The organism is Acidaminobacter sp. JC074 (assembly GCF_022496765.1).
GTDB lineage: Bacteria > Bacillota > Clostridia > Peptostreptococcales > Acidaminobacteraceae > JABXKX01.
The window spans coordinates 78,774-95,401 of record NZ_VANV01000025.1; the positions used below are offsets into that span (position 1 = coordinate 78,774).

Sequence of the window (16,628 nt, forward strand, 5' to 3'; positions counted from 1 at the left end):
GATTTGGATATTATAAAGATGATCATAGAATATGATGGTACACATTTTTATGGCTGGCAAAGACAGACCAAGTCTAGAAGTATACAGGGCGTCATAGAAAGGGTACTTTCTAAAATATTAAAGAAAGATATTGAAATTGATGGCGCAGGCAGGACGGATGCAGGTGTTCATGCTTATGGTCAAGTCGCGACTTTTGGCTGTGATTTGCCTATGCCGCTAGAAAGCTTAAAAAGAGCCATGAACAATTTCTTGCCAAGTGATGTTCGAATTGTTGATTTAGACTTTGCTGATGCAGATTTTCATGCCAGATACTCTGCAATTGGTAAGACCTATGTCTATAAGATTAAGAACTCAAAAGAAAGAGACGTTTTTTTAGCCAATTATTCATACCATTATCCTTATGACCTAGATGATGATTTAATCAGAAGAGCAATGGAGAAGCTGATTGGTAAACATGATTTTTCGAGTTTTATGGCTTCTGGATCTTCTGCGCAAAATCCAGTCAGGACCATACATGCAATTGACCTGAAAAGAAGCGGCAATATGCTGGAGTTTACTTTCACAGGTGATGGTTTCTTATACAAAATGGTCCGGTTATTGGCGGCTTATTTATTAGAAGTTGGTCAATCTAGGATTCCCCTAGACAAGACTGAGGAACTGTTAGAAAATCCGACTAGGGCCTATACTTCCAAAGTCGCTCCAGCAGCGGGTTTGTACCTAAAGGAAGTTTATTATAATTAAAGGAAATAATCCTTGACTTTAACTAGTGATACCATTATAATATATATGTTATTTGCGATTAAAAGTCCCTAAGGGATTTTAAATAAAAATTTTTTACTAAATAATCAGGAGGAAAATGTTATGAAGTCTTACGTAGCGAAGCCATTAGAAATTGAAAGAAAATGGTATGTAGTAGATGCGACAGATAAAACATTGGGTAGATTATCAACTGAGATTGCTTCAAGATTAAGAGGCAAGCACAAGCCAATCTACACACCACATGTTGACTGTGGCGATTACATTATTGTAGTTAACGCTGAGAAAATCAAGTTAACTGGAAACAAAGAGAACCAAAAGGTTTACAGACACCACACAGGTTACATGGGTGGTTTAAGAGAGAGATCTTACAAGGAAATGCTTGCTAAGCACCCTGAAAGAATCATCGAGAAGGCTGTAAAGGGTATGTTACCAAAGAACTCTCTTGGTAGACAAATGTACACGAAATTAAAAGTTTACGCTGGTCCAGAGCACAACCATGCTGCTCAAAAGCCAGAAGTGCTTGAATTTTAAGGAGGAAATTAAATGAGTTTAGTACAATACCGTGGTACAGGTAGAAGAAAAAAAGCTGTTGCCAGAGTAAGATTAATTCCTGGTTCAGGTACAATTACTGTTAATGGTCAAACTTTAGATCAATACTTTGACTATGAAACTTTAAGAAGAGAAGTTAGAAGACCATTAATGATGACTAAGACTGAAGGTAAATTCGACGTTATCATTAAAGTTGAAGGTGGCGGTTACACAGGTCAAGCTGGTGCTGTTAGACATGGTATTTCTAGAGCTTTATTAGAAGCTGATTCAGATGCTCACAGAGCAACTTTAAAAGCTGCTGGTTTCTTAACTAGAGACCCAAGAATGAAGGAAAGAAAGAAATACGGTCTTAAGAAAGCAAGAAGATCACCTCAATTCTCAAAGAGATAATATGCTTATCAAATCCTTGGAACATTTGTTTCGAGGATTTTTTTCTTTTTGATGCAAAAAGTGATAAGATAAGGGTAAGGAAGTTGAATAAATTAAGAGGGTGAAATTATGATAAAAGGTACGTTTTTAATGCCGCATCCACCGATCATCATTCCGGAGATTGGTAAAGGTGCAGAAAAAGACTGTCAGGGATTGATTGATGGCTTGGATCAAATTGGTCAACAGATCAAAGAGCTCCAACCAGATACCATCTTGGTTATTACACCACATGGACCTGTTTTTAGTGATGGTATTGCCATTGGTTATGATGAGATTTTAAAGGGGGACCTATCCAAGTTCGGTTATGGCTCTATAGACTGTAAGAAGAAGAATGATCTAGAGATGGTTGATCAGATTATATTTGAAAGTGGCAAAATTGATATTCCATGTCTCAAGTTAAACGATGAAAATGCTTCATACTTTAATATTTCAAAAAAATTAGACCATGGTGTTTTGGTGCCGCTTCATTTCGTAGATAAGTATTATAGAAGCTACAAACTGGTTCATATTACTTATGGCTTATTCTCAAGTCATAAGCTTTATGAGTTTGGACGCTGTATTCAAAATGTCATCCGTGCTAGCGGCAGATCGACTGTAGTGATCGCCAGTGGTGATATGTCTCATTGCCTTAAAGAAGAAGGTCCTTATAACTATCATCCATCTGGACCAATCTTTGACCAGAAAATCCGTCAGATACTAGAGGATAAGGATATTCTATCTGCTATGTTTTTTGATGAGAAACTGCAGAAGGAAGCAGGAGAATGTGGTAAGAGGTCAATTGATATTATGTTGGGTGCTTTGGACGGCTATGATTATGATGCCAAAGTTTATGGCTATGATGGGCCTTTTGGTGTTGGCTATTTGGCTATGGGATTTGAGAACTTACATGAAGATCAAATACGTTTGTTCAGTGATAAGATTATGGACGCCTATCAGTCACACCAGTCTGCTAAACTTTCAAAAGAAAGCCATTTTGTTAAACTGGCAAGAAGAGCCATCGAGCAGTTTTTAGGTCTCAGAGATGATATCATGTTTGACAGTCTGCCAGCAGAAATGTTTGAGGCGAAAGCTGGGACTTTTGTTTCTTTAAAGAAGCATGGTGCCTTAAGAGGTTGTATTGGTACTATAGGGCCAACACAAGACAATGTTGCACTTGAAATTGTTTCAAATGCAGTAAAGGCTGCCTTTGAAGATCCGAGATTTCCTAGCTTGGAAAAGGAAGAGCTTGAGGATATTGATATATCTGTGGATGTTCTTTTGGAACCAGAGAAGATTACTAGCAAGGATGAACTTGATGTTACTAAGTATGGTGTTATCGTTACTTCAGGTTATAAGAGAGGTTTACTACTACCAAACCTTGAAGGTATTGATACAGTTGATGAGCAGGTGCGTATCGCCATGCAAAAAGGATCAATTAGTGAAAGCGAAGCTTATGAACTAGAACGCTTTGAAGTTGTTAGATACTATTAACTGTGAACTCTATGTGTATAAGTGCATAAAACTGTGTATAACTTTTTCTTTACAGTGCATAAGTTGTCGATGAAAGGCTAAAAACTTATACACATATGCAGTTTGAGATGTGGATAAGCTATGAAAATGTTGAAAAGTGTTATGAATAGTTGCATAACAGGTGTTTATAATTTAAGAGATGATGAAAAGTTATCCACAAAAAATGTGAAAAAGTTGGACCTAGCCAAATTTTTTATTTTGGAATGATATTTTCAATCCATTGAAGGATTGGTATAGAAGTAAAAATATGACCATATTTGGAATCGGTGATTGTTTCTGCAATTACTGGAGATATGGTAATAGAATATGCTTCTAACAGTTGTAAAGTTAAAGCTATGATGCATATTGAAGTGAATATGCCGATTGTGAAACCTAAAATCCTATTGGTTAGAGCCAAAGGATAAGGATCGTACTGTAAAACAGTAACAGAAATGATGACTGAGAAGACTACCTTTACAACAATAAAAATCAAGAGAATGCTTAATATACCTATAAGGTATAGGGTCATTGTATCTAAAAAAGGTTTGCCGCTGAGAGCAATAATATTGTTGTTTAGTGTTTCTTTAAGACCTGGAAAAGTAGAGAACACATCTCTAAGGCCAGGTTCACTTACAAAAATATCATTTATATTTGATGGTATTTTAAGTGTGTCCAAAGAATGAGTAATGGTTGGACTGATTCTGGAGAAGGTATCATATATACCATTTTGTATGTTATTATAAAAAGCTGTCTCACTGATAAAATCCGTCAGGTAAGGACTTAAGTATTTTGCTGCTGCAAATGCCAGGGCATAGCCAATAAAGTCAAATACTAATTTTTTCAGTCCTTTGGCAAATCCCCAAAGTCCATAAATTACAATGACGCATATAATCATATAATCTAAATAGTTCATAAAATGTATTTATACTGTCATGCCAGCATAGACTCCTTTCTTGACTTTATTATAACACAGACCTTTAGATTTATTTTCTTAAAATGTGTTTTTCTAATCAATTCCTAATAGATTAAATCATAATTAAATTACGTCATATATATGACTTTAAGAGGCATCTATAATATAATGACTTTAGGGAGAATTTATATGAAAAGATTGTGGATAATAATAGTACTACTGGTTGTCCTTCTAAGCTTAGGTGTATTTTTTTTGTTTAATAAACCAGCAGAAAATGACATTGAAACTGTGGAGGAGCCTAGAGAAGTGATAGAAGTCATTGAACCTAAACCTGAATTATATATCAAGAGTTTATCTTCTAATCAAACACTTGAACTGTCTGAAGAAGAAGTGACATATATAGAAGAAGACAAACTGATTCTTTTATCTTATTTAGATGATGTTAACAGATTGATCTACGACTATGATGAGGATAACAATAAGTTTGTACTGGTATATGAAGATCAAATTATAAGAGTGGACTTTAATGCGGATACCATGACCATCAATGATGGTCAAGCTGAGGCAAATACTTTTATTATAAAGAAGTTAGATGGTTTATACATTTCAATCGAAGAGCTTGTAAAGCAGTTTCAAGTGGAATATTTTATTATGAAAGATCCTCTGTATCAGTTGACCTTAGACTTTAACTCTGATGGTTCTAAAACATACCTTATAAAAGAAATAATCGATGAAAAAAGAAATGCTTTACCTGAAAAAATTACTATGACATGGGAAGCTGTTTACAGCAGAAAAACAGATGTTTCTTCTTTGTACAGCATGCAGGGATTAGATGTCATATCACCAGTTTGGTATGAGGTGACAGATGAGACTGCGAGTTTGAGCTCTAAAAAGCAAGATGATTACATTGAATGGGCCAGAAGTGAAAACTTAGAACTTTGGCCAGCTGTCACAAATAGTTTTGATCCAGATATGACCAGTATCATAGTGAATGACTCTGTTCTTAGAAAAACACTGATCGACAAACTTCTCAACTTATATGTAGACAACGGTTTTGAAGGGATCAACATAGATTTTGAAAACATATATAAGGCGGATAAAGACAAGCTCAGTCAATTTATTGCCGAACTGACAGCAGCCTTTCATCAGAAAGGTATCTTGGTTTCCATGGATGTGACATTTCCTGGTGGCTCAGACAATTGGTCTAAGTGTTATGACCATTATGAGTTAGGTCAGTGGCTGGATTACATGGTTGTTATGTCTTATGACGAGCACTGGGGTTCATCGCCGGTGAGTGGGTCTGTGGCATCACTCAATTGGCTGGATAAGAACTTTGCTACTTTGACTCAGATGGTTGATTCTGATAAGCTGATAATGGGTATTCCCTTTTATATGAGAGTTTGGTTTGAAAGACCACATCCTGACCAAGTCAATAGAATGAAGGTGACATCAGATGCCATAACCATGCATAAGATGGAAAGTATCTTATCATCAGGAGACTATAATATTTTATGGGATGAAAATGCAGCTCAGAATTATATCTCTTTTATTGATCCTAAAGACAATGCTGTTAAAAAGATTTGGATAGAGGATGCAGAAAGCTTACAGTATAAAGTTGAGATGGTTCATAAGTATGGCCTAAAGGGCATCGCTGCATGGCGAAGAGGTTATGAACTAGAATCGATATGGCAGGTACTTGAGAATTCATTGGAAAAGAGTGAGTAAATGTACATCAATATGAAAAGAATTTATCGTTATGGCGTTTTGCTGGTGATAGGCTTATCTTTGTTCTTTTATGGTCTTATACAAATGACCATTGAAGACCATAGCATGAAAGAGCCTAGCGATGCTGAGATAATTGAAAGAGCCAGAGAACTAGGCATGATTTCGATTAATGAATATTATTTAGAAAAAGACTCAGAAGATGAATAATTAACAACTCTTTGGGCATAAGATGAACAAGGAGGGATAATTATGGAAAAAACATTGGTACTTATCAAACCTGATGCTGTTAAGCGTGGTTTGATTGGAAAAATACTTAGCATTTATGAGGAAAACGGATTAAGCATTTGTCGCCTGTATAAGAAGCATCTCAATAAGGAACTTTTGGCAAAACATTACGAAGAACATATTCATAGAGATTTTTATCCTTCGTTGGTTGAGTTTATGTTAGAAGATGAAGTTGTGGTAGTTGAAATTCAGGGAGACAAGGCAGTTTCTCTGGTGCGAGAAATTAATGGGGCAACAAATCCTTCTAAGGCAAGACCGTGTACAATACGGTATATATATGGTGAAAGTGTACAACGAAATGTTGTACATGGATCAGCAGACTTAGAGGATGCTAAAAGAGAATTGAGTATTTGGTTTTAAGCCCCGAGGGGCTTTTACTTTTGTAGAAACAAGGATGGTAGAATGATTAGGTTAGATCAATTAAGGTTAAACATTGATTATAATGATGAGACTCTAAAAAAAGAAATCTGTAAAAAGATTAGGATTCATGAAAATGATTTACTGGGCTATAAAATGGTTAAGCGCTCTTTAGATGCAAGAAAAAGACCCAATGTCTTTTACAATTGCTCGGTTGAAATAGATGTGAGAAATGAAAAGCAGGTCTTGAAGAAGAATAAGAAGCTTTCTTTAGTAAAAAGTATGGCCTATGTTTATCCGGCAGTCAAGGATAAGCCCTCACCTATTGTCGTGGGCATGGGACCAGCAGGACTTTTCTCAGCATATATACTTTCAGAACTTGGACTTAAGCCTATTGTTCTTGAAAGAGGTGAAGCAGTCGATGAAAGAACACTCACTGTTCAGAACTTTTGGAGAGAAGGCATATTGAATCCCAACTCCAATGTTCAATTTGGTGAAGGTGGGGCTGGTACTTTTTCTGATGGTAAATTAACAACACGTTCAAAGGATCCTAGATCAAAGAAGGTTATGGAGGTTTTGGTTAAACACGGTGCACCTGAAGAAATTCTTTATATGAACAAACCCCATGTAGGGACGGACATATTAAAGGATGTTGTGAAAAGCATGAGAGAGTATATTCTTGAAAAAGGTGGTCAAGTTTACTTCAATGCCAAAGTTGAAGACTTTATGATAGAGGATGATAAGATTAAAGGTGTTGTGCTTGACGATGGTCGTAAGTTTAATTGCCAGCATGTAATCTTGGCAGTAGGCCACTCAGCAAGAGACACTTATGAAAAACTTTATGAAATGGGTTTGGACATTGAACAAAAGCCTTTTGCTATGGGAGTAAGGATTGAACATCACCAGACAACAATAGATGAGAATCAGTATGGTGATTTAAAACATAGGCGCTTTTTAGGTGCATCAGACTACAAGCTGACTTATCAGGCATCTAATGGCAGAAGTGTTTATTCATTTTGTGTTTGTCCTGGTGGTATGGTTGTTGCCTCTTCTTCTGAAGAGGGAGGACTGGTTGTTAATGGTATGAGTGAACATGCCAGAGATCAGAAGAATATCAATGGTGCTCTATTGGTTCAGGTTAAGCCAGAGGACTTTGGTTCTGATCATCCATTAGCAGGTGTTGAATTCCAAAGAAAATATGAACGTTTAGCATTTGATTTAGGCGGAAAAGATTACACAGCGCCTTCAGAGACTGTAGGGTCCTTTTTAAGTCAGGGCCAAAACGCCATAACATCGATTCAGCCAAGTTATAGACCAAAGGTTTTAATGACTTCTATAGATAAGTGTTTGCCGACTTTTGTTACAGAAGCTCTAAGAGAAGGTATAAAGGATTTTGGAAAGAAGATAAAAGGTTTTGATGATGGACAAGCTGTTTTAACGGCCATAGAGTCTAGATCTTCTGCCCCTATTAGGATGATTAGAAACAGAGAATCTATGGAAAGTAACTTTAAGGGTTTGTATCCTGTTGGAGAAGGTGCTGGTTATGCCGGTGGTATTGTTTCGTCTGCGATAGACGGTATTAGAATTGCAGAAATAGTCGCAAATGTATAGACATTACAAAAAACGTTGCATAATTATTCGGAATGTGAAGCAAAATACATAAAAATACACATTTTTAAATTTTTTTTTGAAATTCTACATTTTTTGTAGAATTTCTTTTTGACTTATGATATTATGTTATGTAAGAATTGTCAGAAAATTTAGCGAATTACGCTAATGTTGGAATAACTGTTTGATAAACTTTTATCAATAATAATTTTGAGGGGTCGAAATTAAAGTATGCATGAAAAGTTTTTTTATAAAAACCGGAATGGGTATTTTTTTATAGGTAGAAGTCGTGTATAATTAAGCAGTTGTTACAAAAAAGCAATTATTTTATTTTTAAGGGGAGGCTTATTATGGAAAAAAGAGACAGTTGGGGATCCAGACTCGGATTTATCATGGCTGCCGCAGGTTCTGCTGTAGGTTTAGGTAACATTTGGAAATTCCCATACACAGCGGGTTCTAATGGTGGTGGAGCATTTGTACTGATTTATTTAATCTTTGTAGTATTTATTGGCTTCAGTATCATGCTTACAGAATTTGCTGTAGGTCGAAGAAAAAATTTAGCAGCAGTAGGTGCATTCAAGTCTGTTGACAAGAGATGGACATTTGCTGGTGTTATCGGTGTACTTAGTGGATTCTTAATCATGGGTTTCTATCCAGTAGTAGGTGGATGGGCACTAGCTTATGTATTTAAAACTTTCACTGGTTTATTAAGTGCACCAGACGCTATTGGTGACGTTTTTGGTGGCTTTATCACAAACGCATGGCAACCGTTATTATGGATGCTTGCATTCTTATTAATGAACGTTGTTATTGTTGCTAGAGGTGTATCAACTGGTATCGAGCAGGCTGGTAAAATCTTAATGCCTATCTTATTCGGTATTTTAATTATCATCTCAATTAAAGGTTTAACATTACCTGGCGCAGCAGCTGGTATGGAATTCTTATTCAAACCAGATTTCTCTGCAATTAATATGTCAGTAATATTAGCGGCTTTAGGTCAAGCTTTCTTCTCATTATCGCTTGGTATGGGTTGTATGATCACATATGGTTCTTACTTAAAGAAATCTGAGAACTTAGTTTCAAATGCTGCTATCGTAACAGGTATGGATACAGGTGTTGCTTTATTAGCTGGTATCGCAATGTTCCCAGCAATGTTTGCATTTGGTATTGAGCCAACAGCAGGCCCTGGTTTAGTATTTGTTGTAGTGCCACATTTATTTGCTGAAATGGGTGGTGTTGGTGTCTTATTTGCAGGTTTATTCTTTATAGCATTAACAGTTGCAGCACTTACATCTTCAGTATCATTATTAGAGGTTGTTGTTGCATACTTAATTGATGAAAGAAAATTCACAAGAAGAAATGCAGTATTGGCTTCTTCAGGTGTTATGGCTCTATTATGTGTTCTAGCATCATTATCACTTGGCGGTGTTGGACCAATGTTATTCGGTACAGGTGCATTCGATGTATTTGACTTATTAACTGATAAGATCTTCTTAGCAGTAGGTGGTGCATTACTTGCAGTATTCGCTGGTTGGAGACTTAACAAAGAAGAGCTTAAGAATGAAATCACAAACAATGGCGAAGTTAAGTTTGGTATATTCGGGTTATGGTACGGATTAGTTAAATTCGTTATTCCTGTAGTAATCGCAATCGTTGCTATTGGTGGTATCTTAGATGGATTTGAAGCAGGTAAAGGTCCAATCATGTTAATTGGTCTTGGTATTATCGCATTATTTGCTGCAATATCTAAAAAACTATAAAAAATAAAGGCTTCCAAATTGGAAGCCTTGTTTTATATCTTTCTTTGGCTGAATGCCAAGGATTTTTTTATTTTTTGAACTTTGTTATCTCTTCACAGAACTCACAAACATATTCTAATACTTTTTCGTTTTCAGCATACTTGTGGAATGTAGGTTTGATGTAATCATCAAAGTTTGTGATACATCTAGGGTTCTTACAATTGATTTGGCCAATGATGTTTTCAGGTACTTCTACTTTAAATTTCTGTACACGCTTATCATCTTTGATGATGTTTACTGTAATATGTGTATCAATTAAAGATAAGATGTTGAAGTCAAAATCTACTCTGTTTTCGATTTTAATGATATCTTTCTTACCTAGATCTTTACTATCAACGTTCATTAAGAGAACAACTGCCTCATCTATTTTATCTAAGCCAAGCATATGGAATACTTCTAAACCTTTGCCAGCCTTAATATGGTCTAATACCACACCGTTTAAGATTCCTTTAACCTCTAGCATATGGACCCACCTCCAATAATTTTGAAATCAATGCCATTCTGACATATACACCTAATTTAGATTGTTCAAAGTAGACTGCTCTCTTGTTTGAGTCAACTTCGTATGAAATCTCATTTACTCTTGGTAGTGGATGCATGATGATCATATCTTCTTTTGCATTTTCTAATTTGTCATTTGTTAGAATGTATGAGTTCTTTAACTTTAAGTAGTCTTCTTCATTAAAGAAACGTTCTTTTTGGATTCTTGTCATATATAGGATGTCTATTTGTTCTACAACTTCTTCAATGTATCTTGCTTCTTGAATTTCGATATCGTATTGATCTTGAAGTTGTCTCTTAAGTGAAGAAGGTAATTCTAATTCTTCTGGTGAAATCAGAATAAATTTCTTAGCTTTGAATCTAGCCATTGTTCTGATTAATGAGTGAACAGTACGACCGTATTTTAAGTCGCCGCAGAAAGCAACAGTGTGACCTTCTAATTGACCCTTGTAGACTTGGATAGTTAATAAATCTGTTAATGTTTGTGTAGGATGTTGGTGACCACCATCACCTGCATTGATAACAGGTACTTCTGAATACATAGAAGCTAACTTAGGTGCGCCTTCTTTAGGATGTCTCATGACAATGATATCTGCATAGTATCCCATAACACGAATGGTATCAGCAATGCTTTCGCCTTTTTTTGCTGAACTTGTATTAGCATCTGCAAAGCCAACTAGATTGCCGCCTAGTCTTAACATAGCAGAATCAAATGAAAACTTTGTTCTAGTAGATGGTTCATAGAATAGTGATGCTAAGATTTGCCCCTTACAAATATCGCTGTACTTGCTAGGGTTCTTATACATGTCTTCTCCTAGAGATACCAGTTTCTTGATTTCCTCGATTGTGAAATCTTCTGGCTCAATCAAATGTCTTAAGCTTGGATGATTCATTAATTACCTCCTATGGATACTACCTTTACAATAAAAAAAGTCTTTTCTGCACGAAAAGACCTAGTTATCCTAAAGATATCATTGTTAGACCTTTTCGACCTCTCGGGTCAAGTTAAAGGGATGTATTTTATTGGCTCCATATTAACACAAGAAAAAAATGATGTCAATCAAAATTAAAAACTTGACATAAAAAAATCCCTGTGATATTGTTTGAGCAATAGGAGCCTTTAAATAAGTACGAGATGCTTAGAAGGTAAGATTTAATGATTTGTAGAAAATCACTGCCTTCTTATACCCATAAGAAGGTTTTTTTGTTAGGAGGTATTATGGGAATTCTAATTAAGAATGGACGTGTCATCAATCCGAAAACATCTTTAGATCAAATAACAGATATTTTGATAGAAGAGGGAAAGGTCACATCCATAGCTGATAACATTGAAGGTGATTATGAAATCATTGATGCGTCTGGAAAAATTGTTTGTCCAGGATTTGTAGATTTACATGTACATTTAAGAGAACCGGGTTTTGAAGATAAGGAAACTGTTGAAACAGGTACCAAAGCTGCGGTTGCTGGAGGCGTTACAACGGTTGTATGTATGCCAAATACCAAGCCTGCAATTCATTCTAAAGAAGTTGTAGAATTGATTCAAAGCCAGGCTAAAAAAGCAGGTTATGCAAAAGTAGAAATTGCAGGCGCCATTACAAAAGACATATCAGGCAACATCTTAAGTGATATGGACGATATGATAGAAGCTGGTATTGTTTCGGTTTCAGATGATGGCAGAACGACACCAAGTTTGTCGCTTATGAATGAAGCTTTTCATAAAATAAAAAAACCAGATTTGGTTTTAATGGCGCACACAGAAGACGATGAACTTGCAAAGTTTGGTTGTATGAACGACGGTGAGAGATCGAAAACTTTAGGATTAATAGGTATTCCAAATGAAGCTGAATCCAATATTGTAAAAAGAGATATAGAACTTTGTAAAGAGGCAGATTCAAGACTTCATATATGTCATGTAAGTACTCAGGAATCTATGGATTATATTATTGAGAGCAAAAAAGCTGGTGTAAAGGTAACCGTAGAAATTTGTCCGCATCACTTTATTCTAACAGATGATATCGTTAATAAGGACGATGCCTATTCTAAAGTTAACCCACCTATTAGAGCAAGAAAAGATAGAGACTATATGCTTAAGTGCATAGAAGAAGGTCATATAGACTGTATCGTTACTGATCATGCACCTCATGAAGATGCAACTAAAAAAGTTGCTTATGACAAGGCTGCATTTGGTATTAGTGGTATAGAAACATCTTTTGCCTTATCTTATACCTACCTTGTCAAAACAGGTAGAATTTCATTATCGAGACTGGTAGAGTTGATGAGTGTTCAGCCGGCTGAAATCATTAGAAAAGATATTGGTGATATTTCTCCAGGTAAAACAGCAGATATAGCGATCATAGATTTAGATAATACTTACACAATAGATTCAAGTAAGTTTTATTCAAAAGGTAAAAACACACCTTTTAACGGATTTGATGTTCAAGGTGTTGTAGATTATACATTGGTAAACGGACAAGTGGTATTTAGGAGGTAATCATGTCAATTAATAAACTGGTAAAAAACATTATAGAAAAGCAGAGTCCAATTGTTGTTGGATTAGATCCAAGAATCGAACAGATTCCTGAGGAAGTAAAGAACAAGTACTTTGAAAAGTACGGTAATTCACTAGAAGCAGTCAAACATTCTTTTATTGAATTTAATAGAGGTATTATCGATGCTGTTGAGGATTTGGTTCCTGCAGTTAAACCACAGATTGCCTTTTATGAGAAGTATGGTATTGAAGGTTTAATCGCTTATAAAGATGCGTGTGATTATGCAAAAGAAAAGGGGCTACATGTTATAGCGGATATTAAAAGAGGTGACATCGGTTCTACGTCTAAAGCGTACTCAGATGCACATATTGGTCTTACAGATATTAACGGTGAAAAGGTATCAGCATTTTTCTCAGATTCAGTTACGGTAAATCCTTACTTAGGTGATGATTGCCTTAAGGAGTTTGTTGATAACATTGAAACTTATGATAAGGGTATGTGGGTGCTGGTTAAGACTTCTAATAAGAGTTCAGAACAGCTTCAAAACTTACTTGTTGATGATGAAACGATCTATAAAAGAGTAGGTGACCTAGTAAATGCATGGAGTGAAAAAACGGTTCAGTCATGTGGTTATTCGCCTATTGGTGCTGTAGTAGGTGCAACTTTCCCACAGGAAGCAGAGTTACTTAGAAAAGTTATGCCTAAGTCTTACTTTTTAGTACCTGGTTATGGTGCTCAAGGTGCAAGTGGAAAAGATATTGTAAATTGCTTTAATGAAGATGGCTTAGGTGCTATTGTAAACTCGTCAAGAGGCATCATATTTGCATATCTAAAGAAGGATATGGCATATAAGGCTGCCGCTCGTCAAGCAGTTGTAGAAATGAAAGAGGATATCAATAGTGCCTTGGTTGCTGCAGGTAAAAAATACTTCTAGGAGAGATTATGAAAAAAACATATCAATTAAAAGTAGTAAAAAAAGAAGTCTTAAATGATGAAATCTTTAAGTTCGAGTTAGATAAACCAGAGGATATGCCAGCCATCTATCCGGGACAATTCTTTGGATTAGCTGCTTCACGAACTGGCTATCCTTTGCTAAAGAGACCAATCAGTGTTAGTAAAGTATTAGATAAGTCTATTGAGTTTACAGTTAAGGTAGTTGGAGAAGGAACAAGACTCCTATTAGATAAAGAAATTAATGATCTCATAGAGGTTATAGGACCAGTAGGCAATGGTTTCTTCTTAAATGAGATTACAGATAAGTCTTTAATTGTCGGAGGTGGTATTGGTATTTCACCTGTAAAGGAACTTGCCCGCTACTTAAAAGAAGAAAAGGGTTTAAAACTACCAGTGGTTTTAGGATTTAGAGATAAACCTTTCGATATGGAGGATTTCTCTTCTATTTCAGATGAAATTGAGATTGCAACTGAATCAGGTATTGAAGGTCATAAGGGTTATGTTACTTATATATTAGAAGAAAGATTAAAATCAGGTTCAGTTGACCAGGTATTGGTTTGTGGTCCGCATATGATGCTAAAAGCTGTAAAGGAACTTTGTGAGCGTTACAATGTCATCACACAACTTCTTATGGAAGAACGTATGGCGTGTGGCATCGGTGCATGTTTGGTATGTACATGTGCTATTAAAGAAGAAGGTGAGATGAAGAACAAGCGTGTTTGTAAAGACGGTCCTGTATTCTATGGAAGTGAGGTAGTATTTGATGTTTAAACCAGATTTGAAAGTAGACTTAAATGGATTGGTTATGAACAATCCCATTACAGTTGCCTCAGGTACATTTGGCTTCGGTCGTGAATATGGGGAGTATGTAGATTTAAATAAGATTGGTGGTATCATGGTTAAGGGGTTGACTCTAAAGCCACGAATGGGTAATCCATCACCAAGAGTAGCTGAAACACCAATGGGCATGTTAAACAGTGTTGGTTTACAAAACCCAGGTATTGAATATTTCATGGAACATGAAATTCCATTTTTACGCCAGTATGATACTAAAATCATTGCCAACATTAATGGTACAAACATAGAGGAATACTGTGAGATTGCTGAAATTACATCTAAGGCAGATGTTGATTCTTTGGAACTGAATATTTCATGTCCAAATGTGAAGGCTGGTGGTCTTGCTTTTGGTACAGATCCTCAGATGGTACATAAGATTACAAAGGCAGTTAGAAAAGCGTCTGGTGACAAACATTTGATTGTAAAACTTAGTCCCAATGTTAAAGATATAAAAGAGATTGCCATCGCTGCTGAAGAAGCGGGTGCGGATTGTTTATCTATGATCAACACATTAACAGGTATGGTGATAGATATTCATAGTAGAAAACCAATTTTAGCAAGAGGCATCGGTGGTTTATCTGGCCCAGCTGTCAAACCTGTTGCAGTAAGAATGGTTTATGAAGCTGCTGGTGTTGTGAACATTCCTATTATAGGAATGGGTGGTATTAGTAAATATGAAGATGCAGTAGAGTTTCTACTTGCTGGTGCAGATGCCATTTCAATAGGTACTGCAAACTTTGTCGATCCTACAATCTGTGAGAAGGTTCTTAACGACTTGACTTTATATATGGAGTCGAATAATATTAAGAGTATAAAGGAACTAGTAGGACAAGTGATTAGATAAACATATGGCCACTAGTAATGTAGGTGGCAGAATGAGCGCATATCAAGATAAAATAGACAGCCTAATAAAAAAAGAACTGGATGAGTTAAAGAAAGCAAAGAATAAGCAGGAGGAGAAATCTGAAGCTGCTAAAATTAAAGCGGAAACTCAAGCCAGAATCAATAAAATAGTAGAAGAACAAAAGAAAGCAAAGAAAGCTGAAGAAGAGGCTGAGGCAGTTAGGTTGGGAAGAGAACGCCAAAAGAGAATCAACAAGCTTCTGGAAAAGCAAAAGAAAGAAGAAGAAGCAAAGACGATTCATAAGGGAGAAACTCGACAATCTAAAATTAACAAGCTTTTAGAGAAGCAAAAGAAAGAAGAAGAAGCCAAGAAGATCCATAAGGGAGAAACAAGGCAGTCAAAGATTAACAAGCTTTTAGAAAAGCAGAAGAAAGAAGAAGAGGCCAAGAAGATCCATAAAGGAGAAACAAGGCAATTTAAAATTAATAAGCTTCTTGAAAAAGAAAACAAAAAAAATAAAGAAAAATGATTTAGCCCAAATAAACAGGGTACTATAGAATTACCTCTTATAATATAGAGGTAATTTTTTATGGATTATAGTTGTTTTATTGTGGCAAATAGAAATATTGCGACTATTAAAAAGTGTGTTGACTTGTCTAATATATGATGATATTATTAGGAAGCTGTTTGAGTAAGAAAACAGTTTGAAACAGTTATTTCTGGGTAACAAATTACTTGCCGAAAATAATTTGAAAAAGTTATTGACAATCGGCTTTGAACTTGTTATTATATAAAAGCTGTTACGAAACAGCACAAGAAATCATCATTGATTTAACGGAATGTGTAAGAAAAAACAAATAAGAAATTTATAAAAAAATAACTTATAATTTACTTGACATTTCGAAAGAGAAATGATATTATTAAAAAGTCGCTGAGCTAAGTAACTGCAAGCGATGTAGAACATTGAAAACTGAACAGTATGAGCAAAATACAAGCATACCATTTCGAAAGAAATGGCCCAAAAATTCCGTTTGATTTCGAAAGAGATTAAACAACTTCAGGAATGAAGTAAAAAATTCAAACCAAGTGGC

17 protein-coding genes are annotated in these 16,628 nt (G+C 35.6%); 14 read left to right on the forward strand and 3 right to left on the reverse strand.

Annotated elements, in window-relative coordinates:
• Positions 1-3 precede the first annotated feature (3 nt).
• The 4 genes from truA (at position 4) to amrA (ending at position 3,207) form a co-directional block, all read left to right on the forward strand.
• Complete coding sequence (gene truA / locus EZV73_RS23445) at positions 4-741, forward strand: tRNA pseudouridine(38-40) synthase TruA (protein WP_240842878.1); 738 nt, start codon at positions 4-6, stop codon at positions 739-741.
• Positions 742-861: 120 nt separating this feature from the next.
• A complete protein-coding gene (rplM, locus tag EZV73_RS23450) occupies positions 862-1,290 on the forward strand; it encodes a 50S ribosomal protein L13 (protein WP_240842879.1) in 429 nt (142 codons plus the stop codon).
• 12 nt (positions 1,291-1,302) lie between these two features.
• Positions 1,303-1,698 carry a 30S ribosomal protein S9 gene (rpsI, locus tag EZV73_RS23455; protein ID WP_240842880.1) on the forward strand — a complete coding sequence of 132 codons (396 nt, stop codon included), beginning with the start codon at positions 1,303-1,305 and terminating at the stop codon, positions 1,696-1,698.
• Between the two features lie 108 nt (positions 1,699-1,806).
• A complete protein-coding gene (gene amrA / locus EZV73_RS23460; RefSeq protein WP_240842881.1) occupies positions 1,807-3,207 on the forward strand; it encodes an AmmeMemoRadiSam system protein A in 1,401 nt (466 codons plus the stop codon).
• 232 nt (positions 3,208-3,439) lie between these two features.
• Here the strand turns inward: amrA and EZV73_RS23465 are convergent, their stop codons facing one another.
• A complete protein-coding gene (locus EZV73_RS23465) occupies positions 3,440-4,138 on the reverse strand; it encodes a CvpA family protein (protein ID WP_240842882.1) in 699 nt (232 codons plus the stop codon).
• Between the two features lie 189 nt (positions 4,139-4,327).
• Between EZV73_RS23465 and EZV73_RS23470 the strand changes: the two genes are divergently transcribed.
• The 5 genes from EZV73_RS23470 to EZV73_RS23490 all read left to right on the forward strand — a co-directional run bounded on the left by EZV73_RS23470 (position 4,328) and on the right by EZV73_RS23490 (position 9,873).
• Positions 4,328-5,863 (forward strand): glycosyl hydrolase family 18 protein, encoded by a 1,536-nt coding sequence (locus EZV73_RS23470; RefSeq protein ID WP_240842883.1) that lies wholly within the window; start codon positions 4,328-4,330, stop codon positions 5,861-5,863.
• Positions 5,864-6,070 (forward strand): hypothetical protein, encoded by a 207-nt coding sequence (locus EZV73_RS23475; protein WP_240842884.1) that lies wholly within the window; start codon positions 5,864-5,866, stop codon positions 6,068-6,070.
• Positions 6,071-6,112: 42 nt separating this feature from the next.
• Entirely contained in the window at positions 6,113-6,508 is a 396-nt protein-coding gene (gene ndk / locus EZV73_RS23480) for a nucleoside-diphosphate kinase (RefSeq protein ID WP_240842885.1), read from the forward strand.
• 42 nt (positions 6,509-6,550) lie between these two features.
• Positions 6,551-8,116, forward strand: coding sequence for an NAD(P)/FAD-dependent oxidoreductase (locus EZV73_RS23485; protein ID WP_240842886.1), 1,566 nt, complete (start codon positions 6,551-6,553; stop codon positions 8,114-8,116).
• A 347-nt stretch (positions 8,117-8,463) separates the two neighbouring features.
• The gene (locus EZV73_RS23490; protein WP_240842887.1) at positions 8,464-9,873 is read left to right on the forward strand and encodes a sodium-dependent transporter; all 1,410 of its coding nucleotides are present in this window, start codon (positions 8,464-8,466) and stop codon (positions 9,871-9,873) included.
• Between the two features lie 67 nt (positions 9,874-9,940).
• On the opposite strand, the gene EZV73_RS23495 is transcribed toward EZV73_RS23490, so the two are convergent.
• Complete coding sequence (locus EZV73_RS23495; protein ID WP_240842888.1) at positions 9,941-10,375, reverse strand: aspartate carbamoyltransferase regulatory subunit; 435 nt, start codon at positions 10,373-10,375, stop codon at positions 9,941-9,943.
• A complete protein-coding gene (pyrB, locus tag EZV73_RS23500) occupies positions 10,362-11,306 on the reverse strand; it encodes an aspartate carbamoyltransferase (protein WP_240842889.1) in 945 nt (314 codons plus the stop codon). Before pyrB ends, EZV73_RS23495 begins: the two co-directional genes overlap by 14 nt.
• Before the next feature lie 326 nt (positions 11,307-11,632).
• On the opposite strand from pyrB, the gene EZV73_RS23505 reads away from it, so the two are divergent.
• Genes EZV73_RS23505 through EZV73_RS23525 form a run of 5 tightly spaced genes read left to right on the forward strand, consistent with a single transcriptional unit; the run spans position 11,633 to position 16,066 of the window.
• Positions 11,633-12,904 carry a dihydroorotase gene (locus tag EZV73_RS23505; RefSeq protein WP_240842890.1) on the forward strand — a complete coding sequence of 424 codons (1,272 nt, stop codon included), beginning with the start codon at positions 11,633-11,635 and terminating at the stop codon, positions 12,902-12,904.
• Positions 12,905-12,906: 2 nt separating this feature from the next.
• Entirely contained in the window at positions 12,907-13,836 is a 930-nt protein-coding gene (pyrF, locus tag EZV73_RS23510; protein WP_240842891.1) for an orotidine-5'-phosphate decarboxylase, read from the forward strand.
• Positions 13,837-13,844: 8 nt separating this feature from the next.
• Positions 13,845-14,627, forward strand: a complete 783-nt coding sequence (locus EZV73_RS23515) for a dihydroorotate dehydrogenase electron transfer subunit (RefSeq protein ID WP_240842892.1) — start codon at positions 13,845-13,847, stop codon at positions 14,625-14,627.
• A complete protein-coding gene (locus tag EZV73_RS23520; RefSeq protein WP_240842893.1) occupies positions 14,620-15,537 on the forward strand; it encodes a dihydroorotate dehydrogenase in 918 nt (305 codons plus the stop codon). The genes EZV73_RS23515 and EZV73_RS23520 overlap by 8 nt, the downstream gene beginning before the upstream one ends.
• A 31-nt stretch (positions 15,538-15,568) precedes the next feature.
• The gene (locus EZV73_RS23525; protein WP_240842894.1) at positions 15,569-16,066 is read left to right on the forward strand and encodes a hypothetical protein; all 498 of its coding nucleotides are present in this window, start codon (positions 15,569-15,571) and stop codon (positions 16,064-16,066) included.
• The last annotated feature ends 562 nt before the right edge of the window (positions 16,067-16,628 follow it).